The 21931-nt window shown below is 39.5% G+C and carries 19 protein-coding genes; 6 read left to right on the top strand and 13 right to left on the bottom strand.

The features are described 5' to 3' along the window. Positions 1-782: 782 nt before the first annotated feature. From K8P02_RS04490 to K8P02_RS04475, 4 genes are all read right to left on the bottom strand, one after another. Positions 783-1682, bottom strand: coding sequence for a hypothetical protein (locus K8P02_RS04490; protein WP_025868174.1), 900 nt, complete (start codon positions 1680-1682; stop codon positions 783-785). A gap of 14 nt (positions 1683-1696) precedes the next feature. Then, on the bottom strand, positions 1697-2074 hold the full coding sequence (locus K8P02_RS04485) for a DUF3244 domain-containing protein (RefSeq protein ID WP_025868173.1): 378 nt from the start codon (positions 2072-2074) through the stop codon (positions 1697-1699). A gap of 164 nt (positions 2075-2238) precedes the next feature. After that, positions 2239-3981: a hypothetical protein gene (locus K8P02_RS04480; RefSeq protein ID WP_025868172.1), complete on the bottom strand. Its 1743-nt coding sequence runs from the start codon at positions 3979-3981 to the stop codon at positions 2239-2241. A 44-nt stretch (positions 3982-4025) separates the two neighbouring features. After that, complete coding sequence (locus tag K8P02_RS04475; RefSeq protein WP_025868171.1) at positions 4026-4754, bottom strand: DUF4369 domain-containing protein; 729 nt, start codon at positions 4752-4754, stop codon at positions 4026-4028. Positions 4755-4984: 230 nt separating this feature from the next. On the opposite strand from K8P02_RS04475, the gene K8P02_RS04470 reads away from it, so the two are divergent. From K8P02_RS04470 to K8P02_RS04460, 3 genes are all read left to right on the top strand, one after another. Continuing rightward, on the top strand, positions 4985-6211 hold the full coding sequence (locus K8P02_RS04470; protein ID WP_002561758.1) for an anaerobic sulfatase-maturation protein: 1227 nt from the start codon (positions 4985-4987) through the stop codon (positions 6209-6211). Positions 6212-6307: 96 nt separating this feature from the next. Then, on the top strand, positions 6308-8473 hold the full coding sequence (locus tag K8P02_RS04465; protein ID WP_223382067.1) for a S46 family peptidase: 2166 nt from the start codon (positions 6308-6310) through the stop codon (positions 8471-8473). A gap of 105 nt (positions 8474-8578) precedes the next feature. After that, entirely contained in the window at positions 8579-10741 is a 2163-nt protein-coding gene (locus K8P02_RS04460) for a S46 family peptidase (protein WP_025868170.1), read from the top strand. 288 nt (positions 10742-11029) lie between these two features. On the opposite strand, the gene K8P02_RS04455 is transcribed toward K8P02_RS04460, so the two are convergent. Genes K8P02_RS04455 through K8P02_RS04445 form a run of 3 tightly spaced genes read right to left on the bottom strand, consistent with a single transcriptional unit; the run spans position 11030 to position 13136 of the window. Continuing rightward, positions 11030-11212, bottom strand: a complete 183-nt coding sequence (locus tag K8P02_RS04455) for a type II toxin-antitoxin system HicB family antitoxin (RefSeq protein ID WP_007484904.1) — start codon at positions 11210-11212, stop codon at positions 11030-11032. Beyond that, on the bottom strand, positions 11209-12333 hold the full coding sequence (locus tag K8P02_RS04450; protein ID WP_223382065.1) for a glycosyltransferase family protein: 1125 nt from the start codon (positions 12331-12333) through the stop codon (positions 11209-11211). Before K8P02_RS04450 ends, K8P02_RS04455 begins: the two co-directional genes overlap by 4 nt. Beyond that, entirely contained in the window at positions 12330-13136 is an 807-nt protein-coding gene (locus K8P02_RS04445) for a UDP-2,3-diacylglucosamine diphosphatase (protein ID WP_007484902.1), read from the bottom strand. Before K8P02_RS04445 ends, K8P02_RS04450 begins: the two co-directional genes overlap by 4 nt. Positions 13137-13304: 168 nt before the next feature. Here K8P02_RS04445 and trxA point away from each other — a divergent pair, with 168 nt between their 5' ends. Next, positions 13305-13610 (top strand): thioredoxin, encoded by a 306-nt coding sequence (gene trxA / locus K8P02_RS04440; protein WP_007484901.1) that lies wholly within the window; start codon positions 13305-13307, stop codon positions 13608-13610. A gap of 2 nt (positions 13611-13612) precedes the next feature. Further along, positions 13613-14083, top strand: coding sequence for a thioredoxin family protein (locus K8P02_RS04435; protein ID WP_025868169.1), 471 nt, complete (start codon positions 13613-13615; stop codon positions 14081-14083). Positions 14084-14155: 72 nt separating this feature from the next. Here K8P02_RS04435 and K8P02_RS04430 read toward each other — a convergent pair whose 3' ends face one another. From K8P02_RS04430 to K8P02_RS04420, 3 genes are all read right to left on the bottom strand, one after another. Further along, positions 14156-14791 (bottom strand): SagB/ThcOx family dehydrogenase, encoded by a 636-nt coding sequence (locus K8P02_RS04430; protein ID WP_025868168.1) that lies wholly within the window; start codon positions 14789-14791, stop codon positions 14156-14158. A gap of 141 nt (positions 14792-14932) precedes the next feature. Then, on the bottom strand, positions 14933-15490 hold the full coding sequence (locus K8P02_RS04425) for an NADH peroxidase (RefSeq protein WP_002561768.1): 558 nt from the start codon (positions 15488-15490) through the stop codon (positions 14933-14935). 21 nt (positions 15491-15511) lie between these two features. Further along, positions 15512-15931: a Fur family transcriptional regulator gene (locus tag K8P02_RS04420; RefSeq protein ID WP_025868167.1), complete on the bottom strand. Its 420-nt coding sequence runs from the start codon at positions 15929-15931 to the stop codon at positions 15512-15514. Between the two features lie 363 nt (positions 15932-16294). Here K8P02_RS04420 and K8P02_RS04415 point away from each other — a divergent pair, with 363 nt between their 5' ends. Then, positions 16295-18223 carry an NAD(+) synthase gene (locus tag K8P02_RS04415; RefSeq protein WP_025868166.1) on the top strand — a complete coding sequence of 643 codons (1929 nt, stop codon included), beginning with the start codon at positions 16295-16297 and terminating at the stop codon, positions 18221-18223. A gap of 76 nt (positions 18224-18299) precedes the next feature. On the opposite strand, the gene hisB is transcribed toward K8P02_RS04415, so the two are convergent. The 3 genes from hisB to hisD form a co-directional block, all read right to left on the bottom strand. Then, positions 18300-19424: a bifunctional histidinol-phosphatase/imidazoleglycerol-phosphate dehydratase HisB gene (hisB, locus tag K8P02_RS04410; protein WP_025868165.1), complete on the bottom strand. Its 1125-nt coding sequence runs from the start codon at positions 19422-19424 to the stop codon at positions 18300-18302. A gap of 76 nt (positions 19425-19500) precedes the next feature. Next, entirely contained in the window at positions 19501-20538 is a 1038-nt protein-coding gene (gene hisC, locus K8P02_RS04405) for a histidinol-phosphate transaminase (protein WP_025868164.1), read from the bottom strand. A 13-nt stretch (positions 20539-20551) separates the two neighbouring features. Further along, positions 20552-21844, bottom strand: a complete 1293-nt coding sequence (gene hisD / locus K8P02_RS04400; protein WP_223382063.1) for a histidinol dehydrogenase — start codon at positions 21842-21844, stop codon at positions 20552-20554. Between the last annotated feature and the right edge of the window lie 87 nt (positions 21845-21931).

The following is a 21931-nucleotide window of genomic DNA, read 5'->3' as shown; positions in this document are numbered from 1 at the left end:
GGATGGGATAGCTATAGCATTGATAATCAAAATGTTAAAATTGCACAAGATGTATAATATTTTCAGCTTGCGTACCTCCCGTTTATACCCTCTTTAGATTTCTGAAATAGCTACCAATATTCATCCCTGCCGAATATAATTCCTATCATAAACGATTGTTTCATAGAATAAAAGTAGTACCCCATCATCAAGGATACAAAAATGAAGAAATCTCAAAAGAAAAACAAAAGAAAAGTCTTACAATAATCTTACAAAAAGAAAAATCATCATTATTTCAACATTTCATCTATCCTGGCCTTTGTTCGTGGAATACTGGGACGCAGTGATGTTCCATAATCCACAACTACCCCCTGCTTATTGATTAAAAGCTTTATCCAACATTAAAAAATTATTAGGGTCCCTACCCTTTAATACCACTAAACAAATACTGATCATGAGCATAAACAACCGTATTACACTCAACCAAACATCAAAAACATACAAATTAGGCGAAAACAGATATATCATTTTTTCAATATATCGGGGATAGATTCTTTATATTACAAAAGTACGTATTTAAGTATGTGTTAATTACCTATTTAATACATCGTTAAAATGCATACTTTATACGTATAAAGTACGTACTTTTTAACGTATTGTATTACAGATATATATAATAGATTCAGACTCTTTTTATATATTAAAACAAGTGTGGGATACTCACGTACCCCACACCCCAACCAATCGTGTATTAATCTATACAAATCAAATCTAATTACTACAATTTAGAAAACATGTAAGATTTAGGAATTTCGTATTATCGAATAAGATGAAACAATGTTCCATACTTTTCTATTATTCTCTGACATTTCTTTTTTCAATTTTTCTGCAATGGCCTCCAACTCACGTACAGAAAGTTTAGAAGCTGCTGTTATTTCCTTTTGCAATTGGTCCAGAGAAAAGTATTCATCCAATTCTCCACCTATATTGCCCAAGAAGTGGTTATGATATTGTTCCACTACATTGGCAGAAGTCAACAAACCACCTGATCCATAATCACCAATAACGATAACAGGCTTTTTATGTAAAGCTCCTTGCAGAGCCACATATTTATGACCTATTACAAGACTGGCATTTTGTATCAATGTATCTAACTCAAATTCTTCACGTACAGTTACATGAGATGCATATCCTATATCATAAAGTTCCTGTTCTCCCGAATAAATGATATTAATCTTATATTGAGTCAGTGTGTTCAAAACAATAAATGTTCTTAATGCCGAACGCCCATTACCCACTCCAACAAGAACAGCAGGCTTGGAATACGGATATTTAAGATACCTATCCACTTCTCCGTCCCACGGAAAAGGAAGAGCTGTAACACAACTATCACAGGAATAAGTTTTTTCCGGTGCAATGAGCAGTAAATGTTCATACTGCGTGGCATCTTCTATAAACTCATCTTCATAATCATCTGCCAAGATCGAATAAACAATTGGAATGGCAGGGCGTAATGTCTGTATTTTCTCATAACCTCTTCTATTAAAAGCAAAGGCAAGATTATAAGAAAGCCACATCTCCTTGGCAACATCGCCTGCCATATCCACTTGATAACGTCCATCTTTCAACAGCTTTATCAAACCTTCACAGGTCTTTTGCTGTGTATATGTGTTGCAACAAGCAGAAAATAGAATTTTCCTCATATTATATTTATGGATTACATTAATGTAAAATTGCCATAAACATAACCATCCTTTGAGTTTCTAAATTCTATTGTATAAGTACCAGCATTGTAATCTTCTACAGGAATAGCAAGTGATTGCCCGCAAGCAGTTACCTCTATAGAAGAGGTGTACACATTTTGAGTGGCATCCTTTATTACTATATTCACATCACCTACAGGAGCGGTAAATTCAACAATCAAAACATTTCCTTCGAAAGTTGCTTCAATAGGAATAGCAGGATCTAACGAACGACTACCAATCTGAGAGAATTCTCCTTTTAATACTAACCCATCTTCAAGAGGAGTACCTGCAAAAACATTGCTCATCATAAACAATGCTACCAATAATGACATAAACAAACGTGATTTCATAAATATACTGTTTTTTGTTTCTCCAAATGTACAATGTACTGATGAGAAAAGCAAAAAAACGACCCGGACAATTTGAGTTAGTCCAATAAGAAGTAAACAGTTATATATCAAACAATTACAGAAAATAAAAAATTATCGACCCGGACAATTGGAAATTTATTTTCTTAGTATTTTCGTATAAAATGGTCTAAATCCTCCTGAGCTGATATATTTAAGCGTTTTTTCAATCGACCTTTGGCTTTAGTTATAGAGTCAGATGTAGTGAAAAAGACACGTTTTAACGCATCATTAGTAAAACCAAACTTCAATAAACAACAAATTTCAAGATCATGTTTAGTCAATGTAGGATATTCTTCCTGCAGACGAATAAGCATATCCGAATACAAATAATTAAATAAGTCAAACAAACATTCCCAATCCGGACGAGAGAGTTCTCCTTTCACAGCACCAGACTTTAACGAAAGTAACATACGGAATGTAGATATATACCTTGCATCAATAGGCGAACACGAATTATCAATATCACCACCCAATGTATTCAAACGTTCTGTTAGCGTTTTATTCTGTCCTTGCAGAAGCAAAACTTTTCCATTCAATTCTCCAATCTTAGTACGATAGTCCTCGGATTCACTTTGCAATTCCTGGTAATTTACCAACTCTTCCTGATAGAGTGCTATCTCTTCTCTGTTTTCAACAATCTGTTTTTCAATCTCCTGTATTCGTTTCTTATTCTGACGTTGTCTGTAATAAAAATAGTAAGCACCAAGAAAAACCAAAAGGGCCAATAAGAAACAAAGCCAAACAATCGTCTGATTCTTTATCTTCAATTGAAGATTTTCGTTTTGTAACTTCTCATTCTCATATTTCTTCTGTAAACTCGCTACCGTTTCTCTTATCTCTGCTTTTTGAATTTCTCTATTTAATGAATCAGATTTCTCTTTATATTCTATAGCTTCCCAAGGATTCTTACGCATTTTTTCTAATTCAAATAATAATCTATAAGTATCTGCTTGTGTATAAATATTAGTAGCCTCTGTAGCCCTTTTCAAATATTTTTCAGCTTCATCTTTATTATCCATTAAAAGACAATTATACCCCAAAGAAAGATATATCTCTGAGAAAAGAGATGTTTTTCCGTCCAGTTCAAGAGCTTGCAACAAATAATATTCAGCTTTCTGATAATCTCTTTTCATTCGATGTAATAACCCTAATTCCTGAAGAATAGTTAATTCTGATTTACATTTAGAACGATGAGCTAACTCCAAAGCTTTTTGATAATAGGTATACGCACTATCAGAACTGGCACCTATAGAAAGATAATACCGTCCAATACTCCTTAATGCATAGCTCATACAACAAGTATCCTTAATTATACGATAACAACTCAGAGCTTCTTGATAATTCAAAAGAGATTCGTCTGCAAGATCCTGGTTCCAGTTCAATGTTCCCATTTCTTCTAAAATAAGTCCCAATGTTCTGTACTCCTTGCTCCCTTCGAATATACTTCTGGCCTTCAAATAATACCTCATAGCATCTTCCGGGCGATTCAGTTCTTTCATTACTCTACCATAATAAAAGAACGCCTTTCCTTTAGCTATCCAATTCTCATCATGAGAGCCATAATATCCTACTGCAATTGCAATTAAAGAATCCGATTCCGGTTTAATGTAGTTTTTGTCCATAGCTTGTGTCATCAACAAGCTATAGTCAGCCTGGGCTTTACCATGTAAAACATCAGGGTTGGGTATACGTTTTAGAAGATTAAGAGCACTATCCGGGGCTACCTCCATGCATTTTTCAACCAAAGATAATGTTTGAACGACTGAATCGGGAGTCGTCTGGCAAGACATTACCCATAAGGATAGAATGAGCAAAGATAGAAAATGATAAGTAGTACGTCGTAACATGTCTATATTGAGTTTTGTGCAAAAATACACAAAAAACTCTTAGATCAGTTACTTACAGCAGCGTTTTGTTCCAAACGTTGGTGTTCCTGGATAAGTTGCATGTTCTCTTTTGCCTTAGAAACAAACTCCTTCACCATTTTATTCATTTTAAAAGAATAGGGAGCATCCTTCATTATATCCTCTATTTGTGGAGTCATTACGGGATAAGGAAGATTACTACACAACATTAAAAAGACACTGGGGCCTAACACCGTTTCATAATTATCAGATATAAACGACTTAACATACTGATTCATCTCATTAATCAACGCTTCCCCCTCCTTCGTCAACTGTTCATGAATATCAGCAAGATCAGCACCCTCCATCACCATACGGGCTTCCTTATGTTCTAACTCTTCAATCTTCATATCCATGGCATTTTTCTTATCGATAAACTCATAAAGAGCATCATTAAGAGGAGTACCCTTGGCTGCCAGTTCTGTATTGGTAATTGTTATTTTAATATCACCTTTTTCTATCACTAAAGGCATAATAGCCTCATCATCCATATAGAGAGTAGCCATCATCACAGAATCCACAGTACCTTTCATTGAAAACAGTCCATGAATAACCTCTGCCGAATCAAGTTTTATCCATTTCCCTTCCTGCAATGTTTTTATAAACAACATTCTTCCATCAAGGCTGCTTACCGATGACGAACCTTCTATCTTATACTTGCGACCACAGGAAGTAAAGACGAGAAGCAAAAGCAATAAAGGCAAAAATTTACTCACACGCATCTGTTTGTAGGTTTTCATGCTGCAAAGGTACAACGGATTCAGATTTGAATGAAACATTTTATCAATATTTAAAACTTGTAAGACTCTTTTCTTTAATAATCCTTATAAACACCAGTTTTGGGTATGTATTTTCATTTAGTTTACCTAAATTTGCAAGCTATGACTTGACAAATAGTCAACATTAACGATTCTGATTCATAATTTATAATTCATAATATAATAGAATGTCAACTTACGCACCCTTTGCCAAACCGCTCTACGTGATGCTAAAACCCGTTGGAGCAGTGTGTAATCTCGCATGTGATTATTGTTACTATCTGGAAAAGGCTAAATTATATAAAGAGAATCCCAAACATGTAATGAGTGAAGAACTTCTGGAAAAGTTCATTGAAGAATATATTAACTCTCAGACAATGCCACAGGTGCTTTTCACATGGCATGGCGGAGAAACATTAATGCGCCCTTTATCTTTTTATAAAAGGGCGATGGAACTACAGAAAAAATATGCCCGGGGACGTACAATAGATAACTGCATACAGACCAATGGTACTATGCTGACGGACGAATGGTGTGAATTCTTTCGTGAAAACAACTGGCTGGTAGGCGTGTCTATCGATGGTCCACAGGAATTCCATGATGAATATCGCAAAAACAAGCAGGGAAAACCTTCTTTTATAAAAGTAATGCAGGGCATCAACCTGCTCAAAAAGCACAAAGTGGAGTGGAATGCCATGGCAGTAGTAAATGACTATAATGCAGACTATCCACTGGAATTTTACCGTTTCTTCAAAGAACTCGATTGTCATTATATACAGTTTGCTCCTATCGTAGAACGTATTTTCAAGCACACTGACGGACGTCATTTAGCTTCACTTGCCGAACAGGAAGGTGGTGAACTTGCAGACTTTTCCATTACCCCGGAACAATGGGGTAACTTTCTATGTACCCTATTTGACGAATGGGTAAAAGAAGATGTAGGAAACTACTATATACAATTATTTGATTCAACACTCGCTAATTGGATTGGTGAACAACCCGGCGTTTGCTCTATGGCCAAGACTTGCGGCCATGCCGGAGTAATGGAATTCAATGGAGATGTATACTCTTGCGACCACTTTGTATTCCCGGAATATAAACTGGGGAATATTTACAACAAGACTCTGGTAGAGATGATGTATAGCGAAAAGCAGAATGCCTTTGGACAAATGAAGCAGAGCTCTCTTCCAACTCAATGTAAAGAGTGTGAGTTCTTATTTGCCTGTAACGGAGAATGTCCGAAGAACCGTTTTATAAGAACAGCAAGCGGAGAACCCGGACTGAACTACCTTTGCAAAGGTTATTATCAATTTTTCCAGCATGTAGCACCCTATATGGATTTCATGAAAAAAGAGTTGATGAATAAACGTGCTCCGGCAAATATAATGGAAGCCATAAAAAAGGGAGAGTTATAAAAGGGAGAAGGGAGAATTGAGATGGGAGAAGAAAAAAACTCTTTGAACATTATTCGTAAATAATAAATCATAATTTATAAATCATAAATCAAAAAGATGAATAAACTAAAACTTTATGTACTGGCGCTAATGGCGCTAATCGTTTGTTCCGTTAAAGCGGACGAAGGAATGTGGTTGTTACAGTTGATGCAGCAGCAAAACTCCATCGACATGATGAAAAAACAGGGATTAAAGCTGGAAGCAACTGATCTCTATAACCCGAATGGAGTATCCCTGAAAGATGCAGTAGGTATCTTTGGTGGTGGATGCACCGGAGAAATTATCTCACCGGAAGGACTTATCCTGACTAACCATCATTGCGGATATTCATCTATCCAACAACATAGTTCGGTAGAGCACGATTATCTGACAGACGGTTTCTGGGCTACTTCAAGAGATAAAGAATTACCAACCCCGGGATTAAAATTCACATTTATCGAACGAATTGAAGATATCACAGATCTTGTAAACCAGAAGATAGAGTCTAAAGAGATCACAGAAGCTGAATCTTTTACTCCGAAGTTTCTTAATAAACTTGCAAAAGACCTCTATGCAAAGAGTGATCTGAATGAAAAGCCAGGTATTGTTCCGCAGGCTTTGCCGTTCTATGCAGGTAACAAATTCTACATGTTTTATAAGAAAGTATACCCGGATGTACGTATGGTGGCTGCTCCCCCCTCATCAGTAGGTAAGTTTGGTGGTGAAACGGATAATTGGATGTGGCCTCGCCATACCGGCGATTTCTCTATGTTCCGTATCTATGCAGATGCCAATGGCGAGCCTGCTGAATACAGTGCAGACAATGTACCTTTGAAAACCAAAAAACATCTTTCTATCTCTTTGAAAGGACTGAAAGAAGGTGATTATGCCATGATTATGGGATTCCCCGGAAGCACCAGCCGTTATCTTACTGTTTCGGAAGTAAAAGAACGTATGAACTCTACCAACGAACCACGTATTCGTATACGTACAGCCCGTTTGAACATACTGAAGGAAGTCATGAACGCCAGTGATAAGACCCGTATCCAGTATGCCAACAAATATGCAGGTTCATCCAATTACTGGAAAAATTCGATCGGAATGAATAAAGCCATTATTGATAATGATGTGCTGGGTACAAAAGCAGAACAAGAAGCACGTTTTGCACAATTTGCCAAAGAAAAGAACAATGCAGCCTACATGAATGTAGTGAAAGAAATTGATGATGCGATAGCCATTACCGCTCCTCTCACCTACCAAGCTACTTGTCTGACAGAAGCTTTCTTCGCTGCCATTGAATTTGGAAGTCCTTATCAGATCATGGAAAAACTGGAAAAAGCACTGGAAGAAAAGAATGATTCTGCCATTAACGCCAATATCGAAATTCTGAAAAAAGTCTTTGCCGATATTCATGACAAAGATTATGACCACGAAGTAGATCGTAAAGTAGCCAAAGCTTTGTTCCCGCTTTATGCTGAAATGATTCCGGCAGAACAGCGCCCCAACTTCTACAACACGATTGAAAAAGAATATAAAGGAGATTATAACAAGTTCGTTGATGCAATGTACGACTCCTCTATTATGGCTAACCAGGCTAACTTTGATAAGTTTATCAAAAAGCCAACTGTAAAAGCCATCCAAAAAGATCTGGCTACTCAATATTCACGTGGAAAATATGAAAAACTGATAGAACTCAGATCAGCACTTCAGGCTGAAGATGAAAAGCTGGACTCACTGCATAAAATCTATATCCGTGGCCTGGGCGAAATGAAACTCCCCGTTCCTTCTTATCCGGATGCCAACTTCACGCTACGTCTGACTTACGGTAATGTGAAACCTTACAGCCCAAGAGACGGTGTGTTCTATAAGTACTATACTACAACAGACGGTATTCTGGAAAAAGAAAACCCGGAAGACCGCGAGTTCAATGTGCCTGCAAAACTGAAAGAGCTGATCGAAAAGAAAGACTTCGGACGTTATGCAATGCCTAATGGTGATATGCCTGTCTGCTTCCTTTCAACCAATGACATCACCGGTGGTAATTCCGGAAGCCCTGTGCTGAATGAGAACGGTGAGTTGATCGGTTGTGCTTTTGACGGCAACTGGGAATCATTGAGTGGGGATATCAATTTCGATAATGACCTGCAACGCTGTATCAACCTGGATATCCGTTATGTTCTTTTCATCCTCGATAAACTTGGCGGATGCGGACACTTAATTGATGAAATGACAATTGTAGAATAATTATTCAATTTGTTAATATGTCAATATGCCAATTGCTCTTCAGCATAACAGCGCAAGCAATTGGCACATTGACATATTGGCAAATTAGCACATTATTATATATAAATGAAAAAACAATTATTAATAACTGCCCTCTCTCTTGTGGCCCTTACAGCACATGCCGACGAAGGTATGTGGATGCTGACCGACTTACAGGCTCAGAACGCTGCTGTTATGAGAGAACTCGGACTGGAAATTCCGATTGAAGAAGTATATAGTCCTAATGGAATTGCCCTTAAAGATGCAGTTGTCCACTTTGGTGGCGGCTGTACCGGAGAGGTGATCTCGGCAGAAGGATTAGTACTGACTAACCACCACTGTGGATATGGTGCTATCCAGCAACACAGTAGTGTGGAACACGACTACCTGACAGATGGTTTCTGGGCAATGAACCGGGATGAAGAACTTCCTTGCGAAGGGCTGAAGATCACTTTTATTGACCGTATACTGGACGTCACACCATACGTCAACGAACAATTGAAGATAGATAAAGATCCTAACGGAACCAATTACCTGTCTCCCAAATACCTGGAGAAAGTAGCCGATCGTTTTGCCAAAGCAGAAAATATCGAAGTAACCCCGGCAACCAAACTGGAACTGAAAACCTTCTACGGAGGCAACCGTTATTATCTTTTTGTTAAAACGGTGTATAGTGATATCCGCATGGTAGGTGCCCCTCCTTCTTCCATCGGTAAGTTTGGTGCTGATACAGACAACTGGATGTGGCCTCGCCATACCGGTGATTTTTCTTTGTTTCGCATCTACGCTGATAAAGACGGTAAACCGTCTGAATACTCCAAAGACAATGTTCCATTGAAAGTGAAGAAACATCTCACAATCAGCCTTGCAGGAATACAGGAAGGAGACTTTACTTTTGTAATGGGATTCCCCGGACGCAACTGGCGTTATATGATTTCCGACGAGGTAGAAGAACGTATGCAGACCACCAACTTCATGCGTCAGCATGTACGCGGTGACCGTCAGGAAGTATTAATGGAACAAATGTTGAAAGATCCTGCCGTGCGCATTCACTATGCCAGTAAATATGCTTCATCCGCCAATTACTGGAAGAATGCTATTGGCATGAACGAAGGATTAATCCGTCTCAAAGTACTGGATACGAAACGTGCACAACAAGAGCAACTATTGGCTCGCGGACGTGAAAAAGGAGATGATTCTTATCAGAAAGCATTTGACGAGATACGTTCCATCGTTGCTCATCGTCGTGACGCCATGTATCACCAGCAAGCTATCAACGAAGCACTGGTGACAGCTCTGGACTTTATGAAGATACCGTCAACTAAAACACTGTCAACGGCATTACAGAAGAAAAATAAAGAAGAAATTCAAAAGGCAACTGAAGAACTGAAAATCGCAGGTGAAAAGTATTTCGCTTCTGTACCTTTCCCCGAAGTAGAGAAACTGGTAGGCAAACAAATGCTGAAAACTTATATGGGCTATATACCCCAAGAACAGCGAATCAGCATATTCAAAGTGATAGACAGCCGGTTCAAAGGAGATAGTGATGCATTTGTAGATGCCTGTTTTAAGTATTCTATCTTTGGGAATAAAGAAAATTTTGAAAAGTTCCTTCAAAAACCCAACCTGAACAAAATAGACAAAGACTGGATGATTCTGTTCAAACATTCTATCACCGACGGATTGATGCAGACAGCATTGGCAATGCATGATGCTAATACAAACTATGATGCTGCCCACAAAGTATGGGTGAAAGGTATGATGGATATGCGTCAGGAAGCAGGTATTCCTATTTATCCGGATGCCAACTCTACACTGAGACTGACATATGGTAAAGTAGCCTCATATGAACCGGCGGACGGAGCAGTATACAAATATTATACAACTCTGAAAGGTGCTATGGAAAAAGAAGATCCTAATAACTGGGAATTCGTTGTACCCGCTAAGTTGAAGCAACTATACGAAGCAAAAGATTATGGACGCTATGCTATGAAGAATGGTGAAATGCCTGTTTGCTTCATTGTAGATACTGACAATACAGGAGGAAATTCCGGTAGTCCGGTATTCAATGGCAAAGGTCAACTGATAGGTACCGGCTTTGACCGAAACTATGAAGGATTGACAGGAGATATCGCCTTCCGTCCCTCTTCTCAGCGTGCCGCTTGTGTAGATATCCGCTATACTCTCTTCATTATTGAAAAGTATGCGGGAGCTTCACATATAATCAAAGAGCTGGATATTGAGGAGTAATAGTTTAATGTGCCAATTGCTGTGCTATGTGATAACGCAGTTAATTGGCACCCAACTCGTTATTCTCAATCAACCTCCCCCATTGAACACTCAAATAAGCGCCCCACTCTTTTTTACGTCCTATCAATTCGGGTACAGAGTGATAATCTACCTAAGCCGTGTGAAACAAACATAGAGATTTAAATTTAATTCCGGAAGGAAATGTATTCATAATGCCGCTAACCCCTATTTTGTATAATGTAATGCCCCAAAGGTATACTTTTTTAAGGAGTAACAGGTAATGAATCGTCAAATAAATTCTTCTACCAAATACATCTCATCAAGTAAATCTTCCATTGATTGCTGCAAATTATCCACTGCCTCTTCAGGAGAATCTCCATACGCATTACATTGAATATTCACGGCAAGCCAGGCGTAATAACCTCCGTCGGAAGTGCGCTCAAGCACATAATCTGTTTTATTCAGTTTCATATTGGTAAATAATTAGTAAGTGTTGGTATATTTACAACTGACTGATGATCAATCAGATTTTCGAGTTCACAGATAATATGACGTTCACTACTACGTGCCCAGTAAATAAACTCACGGCTGGGACAATACTTGCCGGCAAAGCGAAGCAAGGGTTCAAGTGCAAACGAGTCACTCACAATACCGGCACCCGCACGAACTGCATCATAAGCGTTGCAATCTTGTTCAATATGGGCTGGCACCATCAATACGGGTTTACCCAAATACATGGCCTCGCAAATAGACTCAAAGCCTGCGGTACTGGCATAAGCACGGCATCCTGCCATATAATTAAGAAATTTCACATCATCGAGTTGATGAAAAGTCAACGTCTCATCCATCCAGGTCACCTCCGCTGTATCCGCCTTGTCCCAGAAAAAATGTAAGGGTACTTCCGGATGAACAGAATGAAAAGCTTTCACACTATCAGAGAAACCGGCATTGACCATATAACCATGAATATAATTACCCGCTTCGGGACGAATGGCAGTAACCTCCTGCCGGAGCAAAGGAGGAACTACAACAAGATTATTTTCTCTGTCTTCGGACATCTTGCGAAAAGAAAGAGCCAAACGCTTCTTTGCTTTCAAGCTTGTCATTCGCGTAAAGAGGCGAAGCATAAACAGTTGAACTGCATCTTTCTCCGGAAATTCAAATTCCCGGTGCAAAAACAAATACTGATGCCCAATACAAACATACGGAACAGAAGGGCGGAAAAACATATAGGTAAGTCCGGTTAAAAGTTCGTAGAAGTTGATTACTACTTCCGCCTCTGTTTTCCTGATCCGTTGGTTTATATAACACATACTACGGACATATTCCGGTAGGTGTATAAGATTATAAGCAAAGCTTTTTTTCAAATTAGCACGTCTATTATCGGGCGAAGGCAAGAAGTTAGGGCTGAGAAAACGCTTCACCGGAGCCTTTATATTCCGATTGAAAAAGCCCGGTAAAGTACGCGACGAGCTTTTACCCACAAGCACTTCTACTACCTCGTGCCCATTGCGTCGTAACATATCTTCGAGAGTCAACGCTTGTGTAAGGTGTCCTCTCCCTTCTCCCTGAACAATAAATAAAAATCTCATGAGGCTATTGTTATTTGTTTGGTTTCCCCCTTTTCCTGCTCTTTTTCTGACATCAGCACATTATCAAAGTAACGTACACTCCAATTTCCTTCCTCATCTTCTGTCAATGCAGAAAGTGACTCTACCCAGTCACCGGAATTCAGATAATGAATTCCATCATAACAAGTATTGGCAGGATGATGAATATGCCCACAGATTACTCCGTCACACTTTCTGGCCTTTGCCAGTATTACCAGTTCTTTTTCAAAATCAGAAATATAAGAAACGGCTGATTTCACTTTATTTTTGATAGACTGGGATAGTGAATAATAAGTTTTTCCCTGTTTCATTCGCCGGGCATTATACACTTTGTTAAGCCAAAGTAAAAATGTATATCCGGTATCGCCCAGTTTAGCCAACCACTTCATTTGGGTAGTTATTCTATCAAAAACGTCACCATGCGTCACATAATAACGTCTACCGTGACTTTCGTAGATGCAGTCCTTAACAATCTGTATATTAGAAAAGTTCAGTGGCGCCAGATTATCAAGAAAATCATCGTGATTGCCACGAACATAAATAACCTGTGTACCGAAATTCTCCATCATCTTCATGATAACTTTGAAAAAGTCCGTATGCTTAGCCTTCCATTTACTTAAGCCGCTTTTTTTCAGATGCCACCCGTCGATAATATCTCCATTCAATATCAGACGGTCACAATTGATTGATTTAAGGAAGCGGGTCACCTCCTCTGTTTTGGAGTGCTGAGTTCCCAGATGAATATCTGAAAGAACAACTGTAGGATAATACGTGCGTAAATGCATAACATTTCAGTTTTTCGATATGCAAAAGTCCGTATTTCACATTACAAGCGGATGTCTTTACAGTTACTATTTTATGAACAAAATCAGCTTTTCGGCGTTATATATCTAAAATAGTAATTATATTCGCAGCCCGAAGAGGCTGGGAATTCATTTTAAGAAAAGAAGATTATGGAAAAATTTGATGAATTAATACAGTCACCGGTCCCGGTTTTAGTAGATTTTTTTGCAGAATGGTGTGGTCCTTGCAAGGCTATGAAGCCAATTCTTGAAGAAGTAAAAGCTAAGATAGGAGATAAAGCCCGCATCGCTAAGATTGATGTGGACCAACATGAACAACTGGCAGCAAGATTCCGTATACAGGCCGTACCTACATTCATACTATTCAGTAATGGAGAAGCTGTGTGGCGTCACTCCGGAATGATACATGCCAGTGAATTAACAGGAGTTATCGAACAGTATTCACATAAAAATTAAGAATGAAGAAGGTATTAGCTATGGTAGCTTTTGTCATGATCAGCGTAATTGTTTACGCTTTCAATGATGGAAGCAAGATAAATGCAGATCAACAAGGTAAAGAGGTAAAAAGCGGTGAAGTAATCGTAATGAATAAAGATATGTTCATTAAGGATGTATTTGATTACGAGAACACCAAAGAATGGAAATACAAAGGTAATAAACCTGCCATCATTGATTTATACGCTGACTGGTGTGGTCCTTGCCGAATGACAGCCCCTATCATGAAGTCGCTGGCAAAGGAATACGACGGCAAGATCGTAATTTATAAGGTTAATGTGGATAAAGAAAAGGAATTGGCAGCTTTGTTTAATGCAACAAGCATTCCCCTCTTTGTATTCATCCCAATGAATGGAGAACCACAGCTTTTCCGTGGTGCGGCAGATAAAGCCACCTACCAAAAGGCAATAGACGAATTCTTGTTGAAACAGTGATAAATGATTAGTGATAAGTGATTAGTTAGTTGCGCTATAAGCCTCATGGCACTAATCACTTATCACTTATCACTATTTATGATATCCCACCGGATGGTTCATCAATGGTAACTGAGTATCGGTCAGTTTCAATATACTTTTCAATTTAGCTGTGTCCATTGAGGCCCGCGGTACAGTAGCTAATTTGACAGCAGAACAAAAGATTGAAATATTCTGCGAAACAATACCTGTATCCATAGCCCCCATCAACTGAGTATGGGTATTCTTGGCATCACCTAAACGAGACAAGTCACTCACCAACAATAAAGAAACAGGAGCCGACTTTACAAAAGCCTGTCCTCCTGCCACTACTCCCCGATGATCTCCTTCAGCCACCAGATTCAGCTGATGTGCTTTCGCATCATACAAATAAGTAGCTTCGGGCAGTACTACATAAACATCTACATCTTGTTTGTTCATAGCCGAAGGGGCTGTACGTTTTCCTTCTTCCGGACGATTTATGCCATTGGCAGCCCAGAGTAAGTCTGATAAATCAGTAAGAGTTAATGCTTTTGCAGCATATTCACGCGTAGAATGGCGGTTGGCAAATGCTTCCATCACTTCACTATTACGATTCAAATTCGGTTTAGGCAACCGGATCACTTTATCAGCAGCAAATGTAGCTACTGAGATAAACAGGCACAATAATAACAGTTGTACTTTCCTCATAATCTGTGGTTTTTAAAAGTTTATGCGCAAATATAACCGTATCTTAGTGATTCCAATCTTTTTCTAAGAAAGTTTAATAAAAAAGGCCTGCATCTGTTAAACAGACACAAGCCTTTCTTTCATTTGTGAACTATATATTTATTATTTCTTTCCGAAATAACGATTGTAAAGTCCTTCAAAACCTTTACCGTGACGTGCTTCATCTTTACACATTTCATGAACAGTATCATGAATAGCATCCAGATTCAATGCTTTAGCACGGGTAGCAATACGTTTTTTATCTTCGCAAGCACCAGCTTCGGCGTTCATTCTCTTCTCCAAGTTAGTCTTAGTATCCCATACACAGTCACCCAGCAGCTCAGCAAATTTAGAAGCATGTTCTGCTTCTTCCCAAGCATAACGTTTGAAAGCCTCTGCTACTTCAGGGTAACCTTCACGATCAGCCTGACGACTCATAGCCAAGTACATACCAACCTCTGTACACTCGCCCATGAAGTGATTGTTCAGATCCTTAATCATTTCGTCATCGCAACCTTTGGCAACACCAATTACGTGTTCGTCAACAAAAGTAAGTGCACCACCTTCAGTTTCAACAACTTCTACAAATTTGCTGGCAGGTGCTTTACACAATGGACATTTCTCAGGAGCTGCGTCACCTTCGTAAACGTAACCGCATACAGTACATCTAAATTTCTTCATTTTGTCTTTAATTTTAATTAATTAGTCAATACGTATATTTTTTAAGCAATTCTTACAAATTCCTTTATAGTAATAATGCATTTCAGTTATCTCGTGCCCATCCATTTGAAGTCCTATAACCTCTTTTATTTCAAGAGGAAGTTCCAAATCATATATATTTCCGCATCTCTTACAAATAAAATGCGCATGCGGTGAAGTATCCGCATCAAAATTAGCATTACGTTCATCAATAGTAAGCATCAGGGCTGCTCCCTGCTCTGCAAATAGTTTCAGCGTATTATACACTGTTGTCTTTGAAAGCGTTGGCATTGAGGGAGATAAAGCTGTATATATTTCATCAGCCGACGGATGTGTACGATGTTCCATCAGATACTCCATAATGGCAATACGCTGCATGGAAGGTTTTATGTTGTACTCTAATAATCGGTTATATGGCTTCATAGACTCTGCTTATACAAAATTGTAATGATTACAATTTTAAATTCGAAGCAAAGATAGGAGTTTCTTTTATTTCTGCAAATAATTGGCCAATAAATTTTATAAAAAATAGCTACATTTTTTGTAAGTAATCAGATTTTAGTAGTAGGTAGTCAGAATATACCAGTTTAAATGTACTCTGGTTGTTTACCGGAAAAGGTATATAGACTACGCCTTGGCAGCAAGAAGACAAGGCGTAGTCTGTAAGCATTAGATTAATTAGAATATCCTTTTAGATATTATCAAACGAATATATCAAAACAATTTCCTAATTTTGCAACGCAAATAATAATGTGTTAATATATCACATTTTAATATTTATCAATTATGAACTACGGATTTGTAAAAGTAGCAGCAGCAGTACCGCGTGTTAAAATAGCGGACTGTAATTTCAATGCCAAACAACTCGAAAGCCTGATAGCAGTTGCAGATGGCAAAGGAGTACAGATTATCACTTTCCCCGAAATGTGTATCACCGCTTATACCTGTGGCGATCTTTTCGGTCAACAGCTCTTGCTGGAAGAAGCAGAAATGGCGCTGATGCAGATATTAAATAATACCCGCCAACTGGATATCATCTCTATTCTAGGAATGCCGGTAATCGTAAATTCTACTGTTATCAATGCAGCCGTAGTTATCCAAAAAGGTAAAGTACTGGGTGTAGTCCCCAAAACCTATCTGCCCAACTATAAAGAGTTTTACGAACAGCGTTGGTTCACCTCTGCTCTGCAAGTAGCAGAAACCAGTGTACGGCTTTGCGGACAAATCATCCCAATGGGTACAAACCTGTTATTCGAAACATCAGACACTATTTTCGGGATTGAAATATGCGAAGACTTATGGTCTACCATACCTCCAAGCTCAACACTTGCGCTACAAGGGGCCGAAATCATATTTAATCTTTCTGCCGACAATGAAGGGATAGGTAAAAACAGTTACCTCCGTTCGCTTATCAGCCAACAATCTGCACGTTGTATTTCGGGATATGTATTCTCTTCCTGCGGATTCGGAGAGTCTACTACCGATGTAGTCTTTGCCGGAAACGGGCTTATCTATGAAAATGGTAGCCAATTGGCACACAATGACCGCTTCAGTTTTGAAGAGCAATTGATTATTAGCGAAATAGATGTAGAATATCTGCGTGCCGAACGGCGTATTAATACAACATTTGCAGCAAGTAAAGGAAACATTCCGGCAGATAAAAAGCCAGTACGTATTGCTACGGAGTTTGTAAACAGTAAAGAACTAAATCTGACACGTACATTTGAGAGGCATCCATTTGTCCCACAAGGAGCAGCATTGAATGAACGTTGTGAAGAAGTATTTTCAATACAGGTAGCTGGACTTGCACAACGTCTTGTGCACACCGGAGCTAAAACTGCCGTAATTGGTATCTCAGGAGGGTTGGATTCTACACTTGCCCTACTTGTCTGTGTCAAAACCTTCGATAAATTAGGTTTATCCCGCAAAAATATTATTGGTGTCACCATGCCGGGTTTCGGTACAACCAACCGTACTTATCACAATGCCATCTCTCTCATGAACTCACTCGGCATTACCTTACGGGAAATCAGTATTAAAGAAGCATGTATTCAACACTTCAAGGACATTAACCATGACATCAATGTACACGACGTAATTTACGAAAATGCTCAGGCACGCGAACGCACACAGATATTGATGGATATAGCCAACCAGACAGGAGGAATGGTAATCGGAACAGGTGATTTATCAGAACTGGCTTTAGGATGGGCTACATACAACGGCGATCACATGTCGATGTACGGTGTAAACGGAAGTATTCCTAAAACCCTGGTGAAATATCTGGTAAAGTGGGTAGCAGAAAACGAAGTAGACGAAACATCATGTATTACTCTACTCGATATTGTAGATACACCTATTAGCCCCGAATTAATTCCGGCAGATGAAAATGGAGATATCAAACAAAAGACAGAGGATCTGGTAGGTCCGTACGAATTGCACGATTTCTTCCTCTATTATTTCATGCGTTTCGGCTTTCGTCCGTCAAAGATATTCATGCTGGCTTCATTGGCATTCAAAGAAGTATATGATGAAGAGACGATCAAGAAATGGTTACTCATCTTCTTCCGCCGTTTCTTCAACCAACAGTTCAAACGTTCCTGTTTGCCCGACGGTCCTAAAGTAGGAAGTATCTCTATCAGTCCACGTGGCGACTGGCGCATGCCAAGTGATGCTTCGGCAGCAGCATGGCTGAAGGAAATTGAAAAAGAGTGATTAGTGAGTAGTGAGTAGTGAGCTGCGCTATTACGCTGCATCGTGCTAATCACTACTCACTAATCACTTATCACTACTACAACACCCCTTTACTTGAGGGAAGTTCAAAATGATAAATATCCCGCTTCAAAGCCATTTTCAGCGCACGAGCCAATGCTTTGAATATTCCTTCAATCTTATGATGTTCATTTTGCCCTTCGGCTTTGATGTTTAGATTCATCTTTGCAGCATCACTCAGAGATTTAAAAAAGTGGAGAAACATTTCAGTAGGCATCTCTCCTATTTTTTCACGTTTAAACTCTGCATCCCATACCAGCCAGGGACGTCCACCAAAGTCAAGGCATACCTGACAAAGGCAATCATCCATAGGAAGAGCATAACCATAACGTTCAATTCCCCTCTTGCTTCCTAATGCCTGATAAATACATTCACCCAAAGCAATAGCCGTATCTTCGATAGTATGGTGTTCATCTACTTCAAGATCCCCTTTCACCTTAACAGTGAGGTCCATACCGGAATGCTTACCTATCTGCTCCAACATATGATCAAAGAAGCCAAGTCCTGTAGAGATATCACAAGTACCATTACCGTCCAGATTCAGAGAAACAAAGATATCCGTCTCCTTTGTAGTACGCCTCACCTCTGCTTTACGTTCTCCGGCAAAAAGAAACTCAGCTATTTTATCCCAGTCAGTAGTAGCCAGTACACAGACCTCTTCCAAACCCTTCTCTTTCAGTAGCTCTGAAGAATCTTGCAGATAAATAGCGCGACATCCCAGATTCCTGGCCAGTTCGACGTCGGTAGGGCGATCACCAATCACAAAACTCCCTGTCAGGTCGTAATCCGGATTATCAATGTATTTAGTCAACATTCCGGTACGCGGTTTACGAGTCGGGGCATTCTCTTCGGGAAAGCTACGGTCTATCAGAATATCATCAAAAGTAATACCTTCACCCACCAGAGTTTTCAACATTAGATTGTGAGCCGGCCAAAAGGTAGCTTCCGGGAAAGAATCAGTCCCCAAACCATCCTGATTGGTGACCATAACAAATTCAAAATCGAGCTTGCTACGCACAAAGCCAAGATTGCGGAACACTTTAGGATAAAACTCCAGTTTCTCCAATGAATCAAGCTGATAATCTACAGGAGGCTCAATAACAAGCGTACCATCACGATCAATAAATAATATTTTTTTCTTCATGGAAATGATAATATAATAATGTGCCAATTACCATGCAGCCTATTTCTATAGTGCAGCCAATTGGCACATTGAATAATTATTTGTATTTCTTTAACGCCTCTATCAGCTTTCCGTTTTCAGCACGTGTACCTACCGTCACACGAAGGCAATTGCAACAAAGTGATATATTATGGCGATTGCGAACAATAATGCCCTCTCCTACCAGATAATTGTAAATCTTCACAGCATCCGTCACACGGGCCAGAAAGAAATTTGCATCCGAAGGGAACACTTCCAGCACACAAGGCAATTCCGCAAAAGCATTTTCCAACTCTTTTCGTTCTTCCTTCAAAGCCTTCACCCAACGATCTATCTCATAATGTTTATGTAACATCTGTATAGCTTGTTGCTGTGTCAGTTGATTGACGTTGTACGGATACTTGATTTTATTAAGAATAGAAATAATTTCTTCCGAAGCAAAAGCCATACCCAAGCGAATAGCAGCACATCCCCATGCCTTAGAGAACGTTTGAAGTATCACCAAATTGGGATATTCCTTCAGACAGGCAAGAAAAGAAGGGGCCTCCGAAAAATCACTATATGCCTCATCCAGTATTACAAGTCCTTCAAAGTTATTCAACACCTTTTCTATCTCCGAACGCAGCAGGTCATTGCCAGTCGGATTATTGGGTGAACAAAGAAAAATCAGCTTTGTCTGGTCATCTGTAGCTGCCAATAACTTATCGGCCGAAAACAGGAAATGCTCGTCCAGCAATACTTTACGGTATTCTACATCATTCACCTCGGCACATACCTGATACATGCCGTAGGTAGGGTCAATAGCTACTACATTGTCTTTACCCGGCTCACAAAAAGCACGAAATACAAGATCAATAGCCTCATCACTACCATTTCCCAGAAAGATATTCTCCGGGGCTGCTTTTTTAAGCTTTCCCAAATCTTTTTTCAATTCGTACTGCAATGGATCCGGATAACGATTATGGGGCAAGTTATATGGATTTTCATTAGCATCCAGAAATACAGAGGCAGTGGCCCCTTTATATTCATCCCTTGCTGAAGAATATGGCTTCAGCTTCCAGATATTCGGACGGGTTAATTCTTGCAATGTTTTCATGCGGATATTTATTTTACGATTTACAATTGATATCTCTCAGGCGGACAGATACAGCATTCTTATGAGCATCCAGTTGTTCATTGGCTGCCATTATTTCAATAGCCGGTCCAATAGCCTTCATACCCTCCGGACGGATTTCCTGAAACGTAATCTTACGGATAAAACTATCCAGGCTTACACCACTGTATGCTTTTGCATAACCGTTGGTCGGCAGCGTATGATTGGTTCCCGAAGCATAATCTCCGGCACTCTCAGGTGAAAATGATCCCAAAAACACAGAACCGGCATTGATTACACGTTCTGCTATCTCCCTATAATTTTCCGTCTCTATAATCAGATGTTCAGGAGCATATTCGTTAGTTAGTTCTAATGCTTCATCCATATCTTTCACCAGAATGAGTTTACTGTTGGCAAGAGATTTTTCCGCAATTTCACGACGTGTCAGTTCCGCTAACTGTCGTTCCACTTCTTTCATCACATCATCCTGTAACTTCTCAGAAGTCGTGATCAGTACTGCCTGGCTATCTACTCCATGCTCTGCCTGTGAAAGCAGATCGGCAGCCACAAATACCGGATTAGCAGAATCATCTGCCAGGACCTCTACTTCCGAAGGACCTGCCGGCATATCAATGGCAACATCACGCAAGCTAACCAACTGTTTGGCTGCTGTGACATACTGATTACCCGGACCAAAGATTTTATATACTTTAGGTACGCTTTCCGTACCATAAGCCATAGCTGCAATAGCTTGTACTCCGCCGGCTTTGAATATTTTACTTACTCCCGCCATTTGCGCTGCAAAAAGAATAGCCGGATGGATTTTTCCATTCTTATCAGGTGGAGTACAAAGTACAATCTCTTTACATCCGGCAATCCTGGCCGGAACTGCCAACATCAATACAGTAGAGAATAACGGTGCTGTACCTCCCGGAATATATAGACCTACTTTCTCTATGCCTACCGCCTTCTGCCAGCAAGTCACCCCTTCCATTGTCTCTACTTTACACCCTACAAAACGTTGTGAAGCATGAAAGGTCTCAATATTCTTTTTGGCTAAAGAGATAGCTGCCTTCAACTCTTCACTGACCAAAGCAACACCTTCTGCCAGCTCCGCCTCCGTCACAGCAAGTGATGTCAGAATTGCTTTATCAAAAGTAGCTTCATACTCTATCACGGCTGCATCTCCTTCAGCACGAACACGATTGATAATGCCGCGTACCGTATCAAAAAGGCTCTCCGTGTTGAGTGCAGGACGTTTCAATATGTCGGTCCACTGCTCTCTTGAAGGATATTTTATTTGTTTCATATTTATTAGTTTATAATGTTATGTTGTCTTGGATGTACTTTTCTTTCGCCTTGATGCAAAAGAAAAGATACCAAAAGAAAAAATCAA

Origin of the sequence: Bacteroides nordii, from assembly GCF_019930665.1 — a bacterium.
GTDB lineage: Bacteria > Bacteroidota > Bacteroidia > Bacteroidales > Bacteroidaceae > Bacteroides > Bacteroides nordii.
This window is presented reverse-complemented; position numbering and strand designations above follow the sequence as displayed.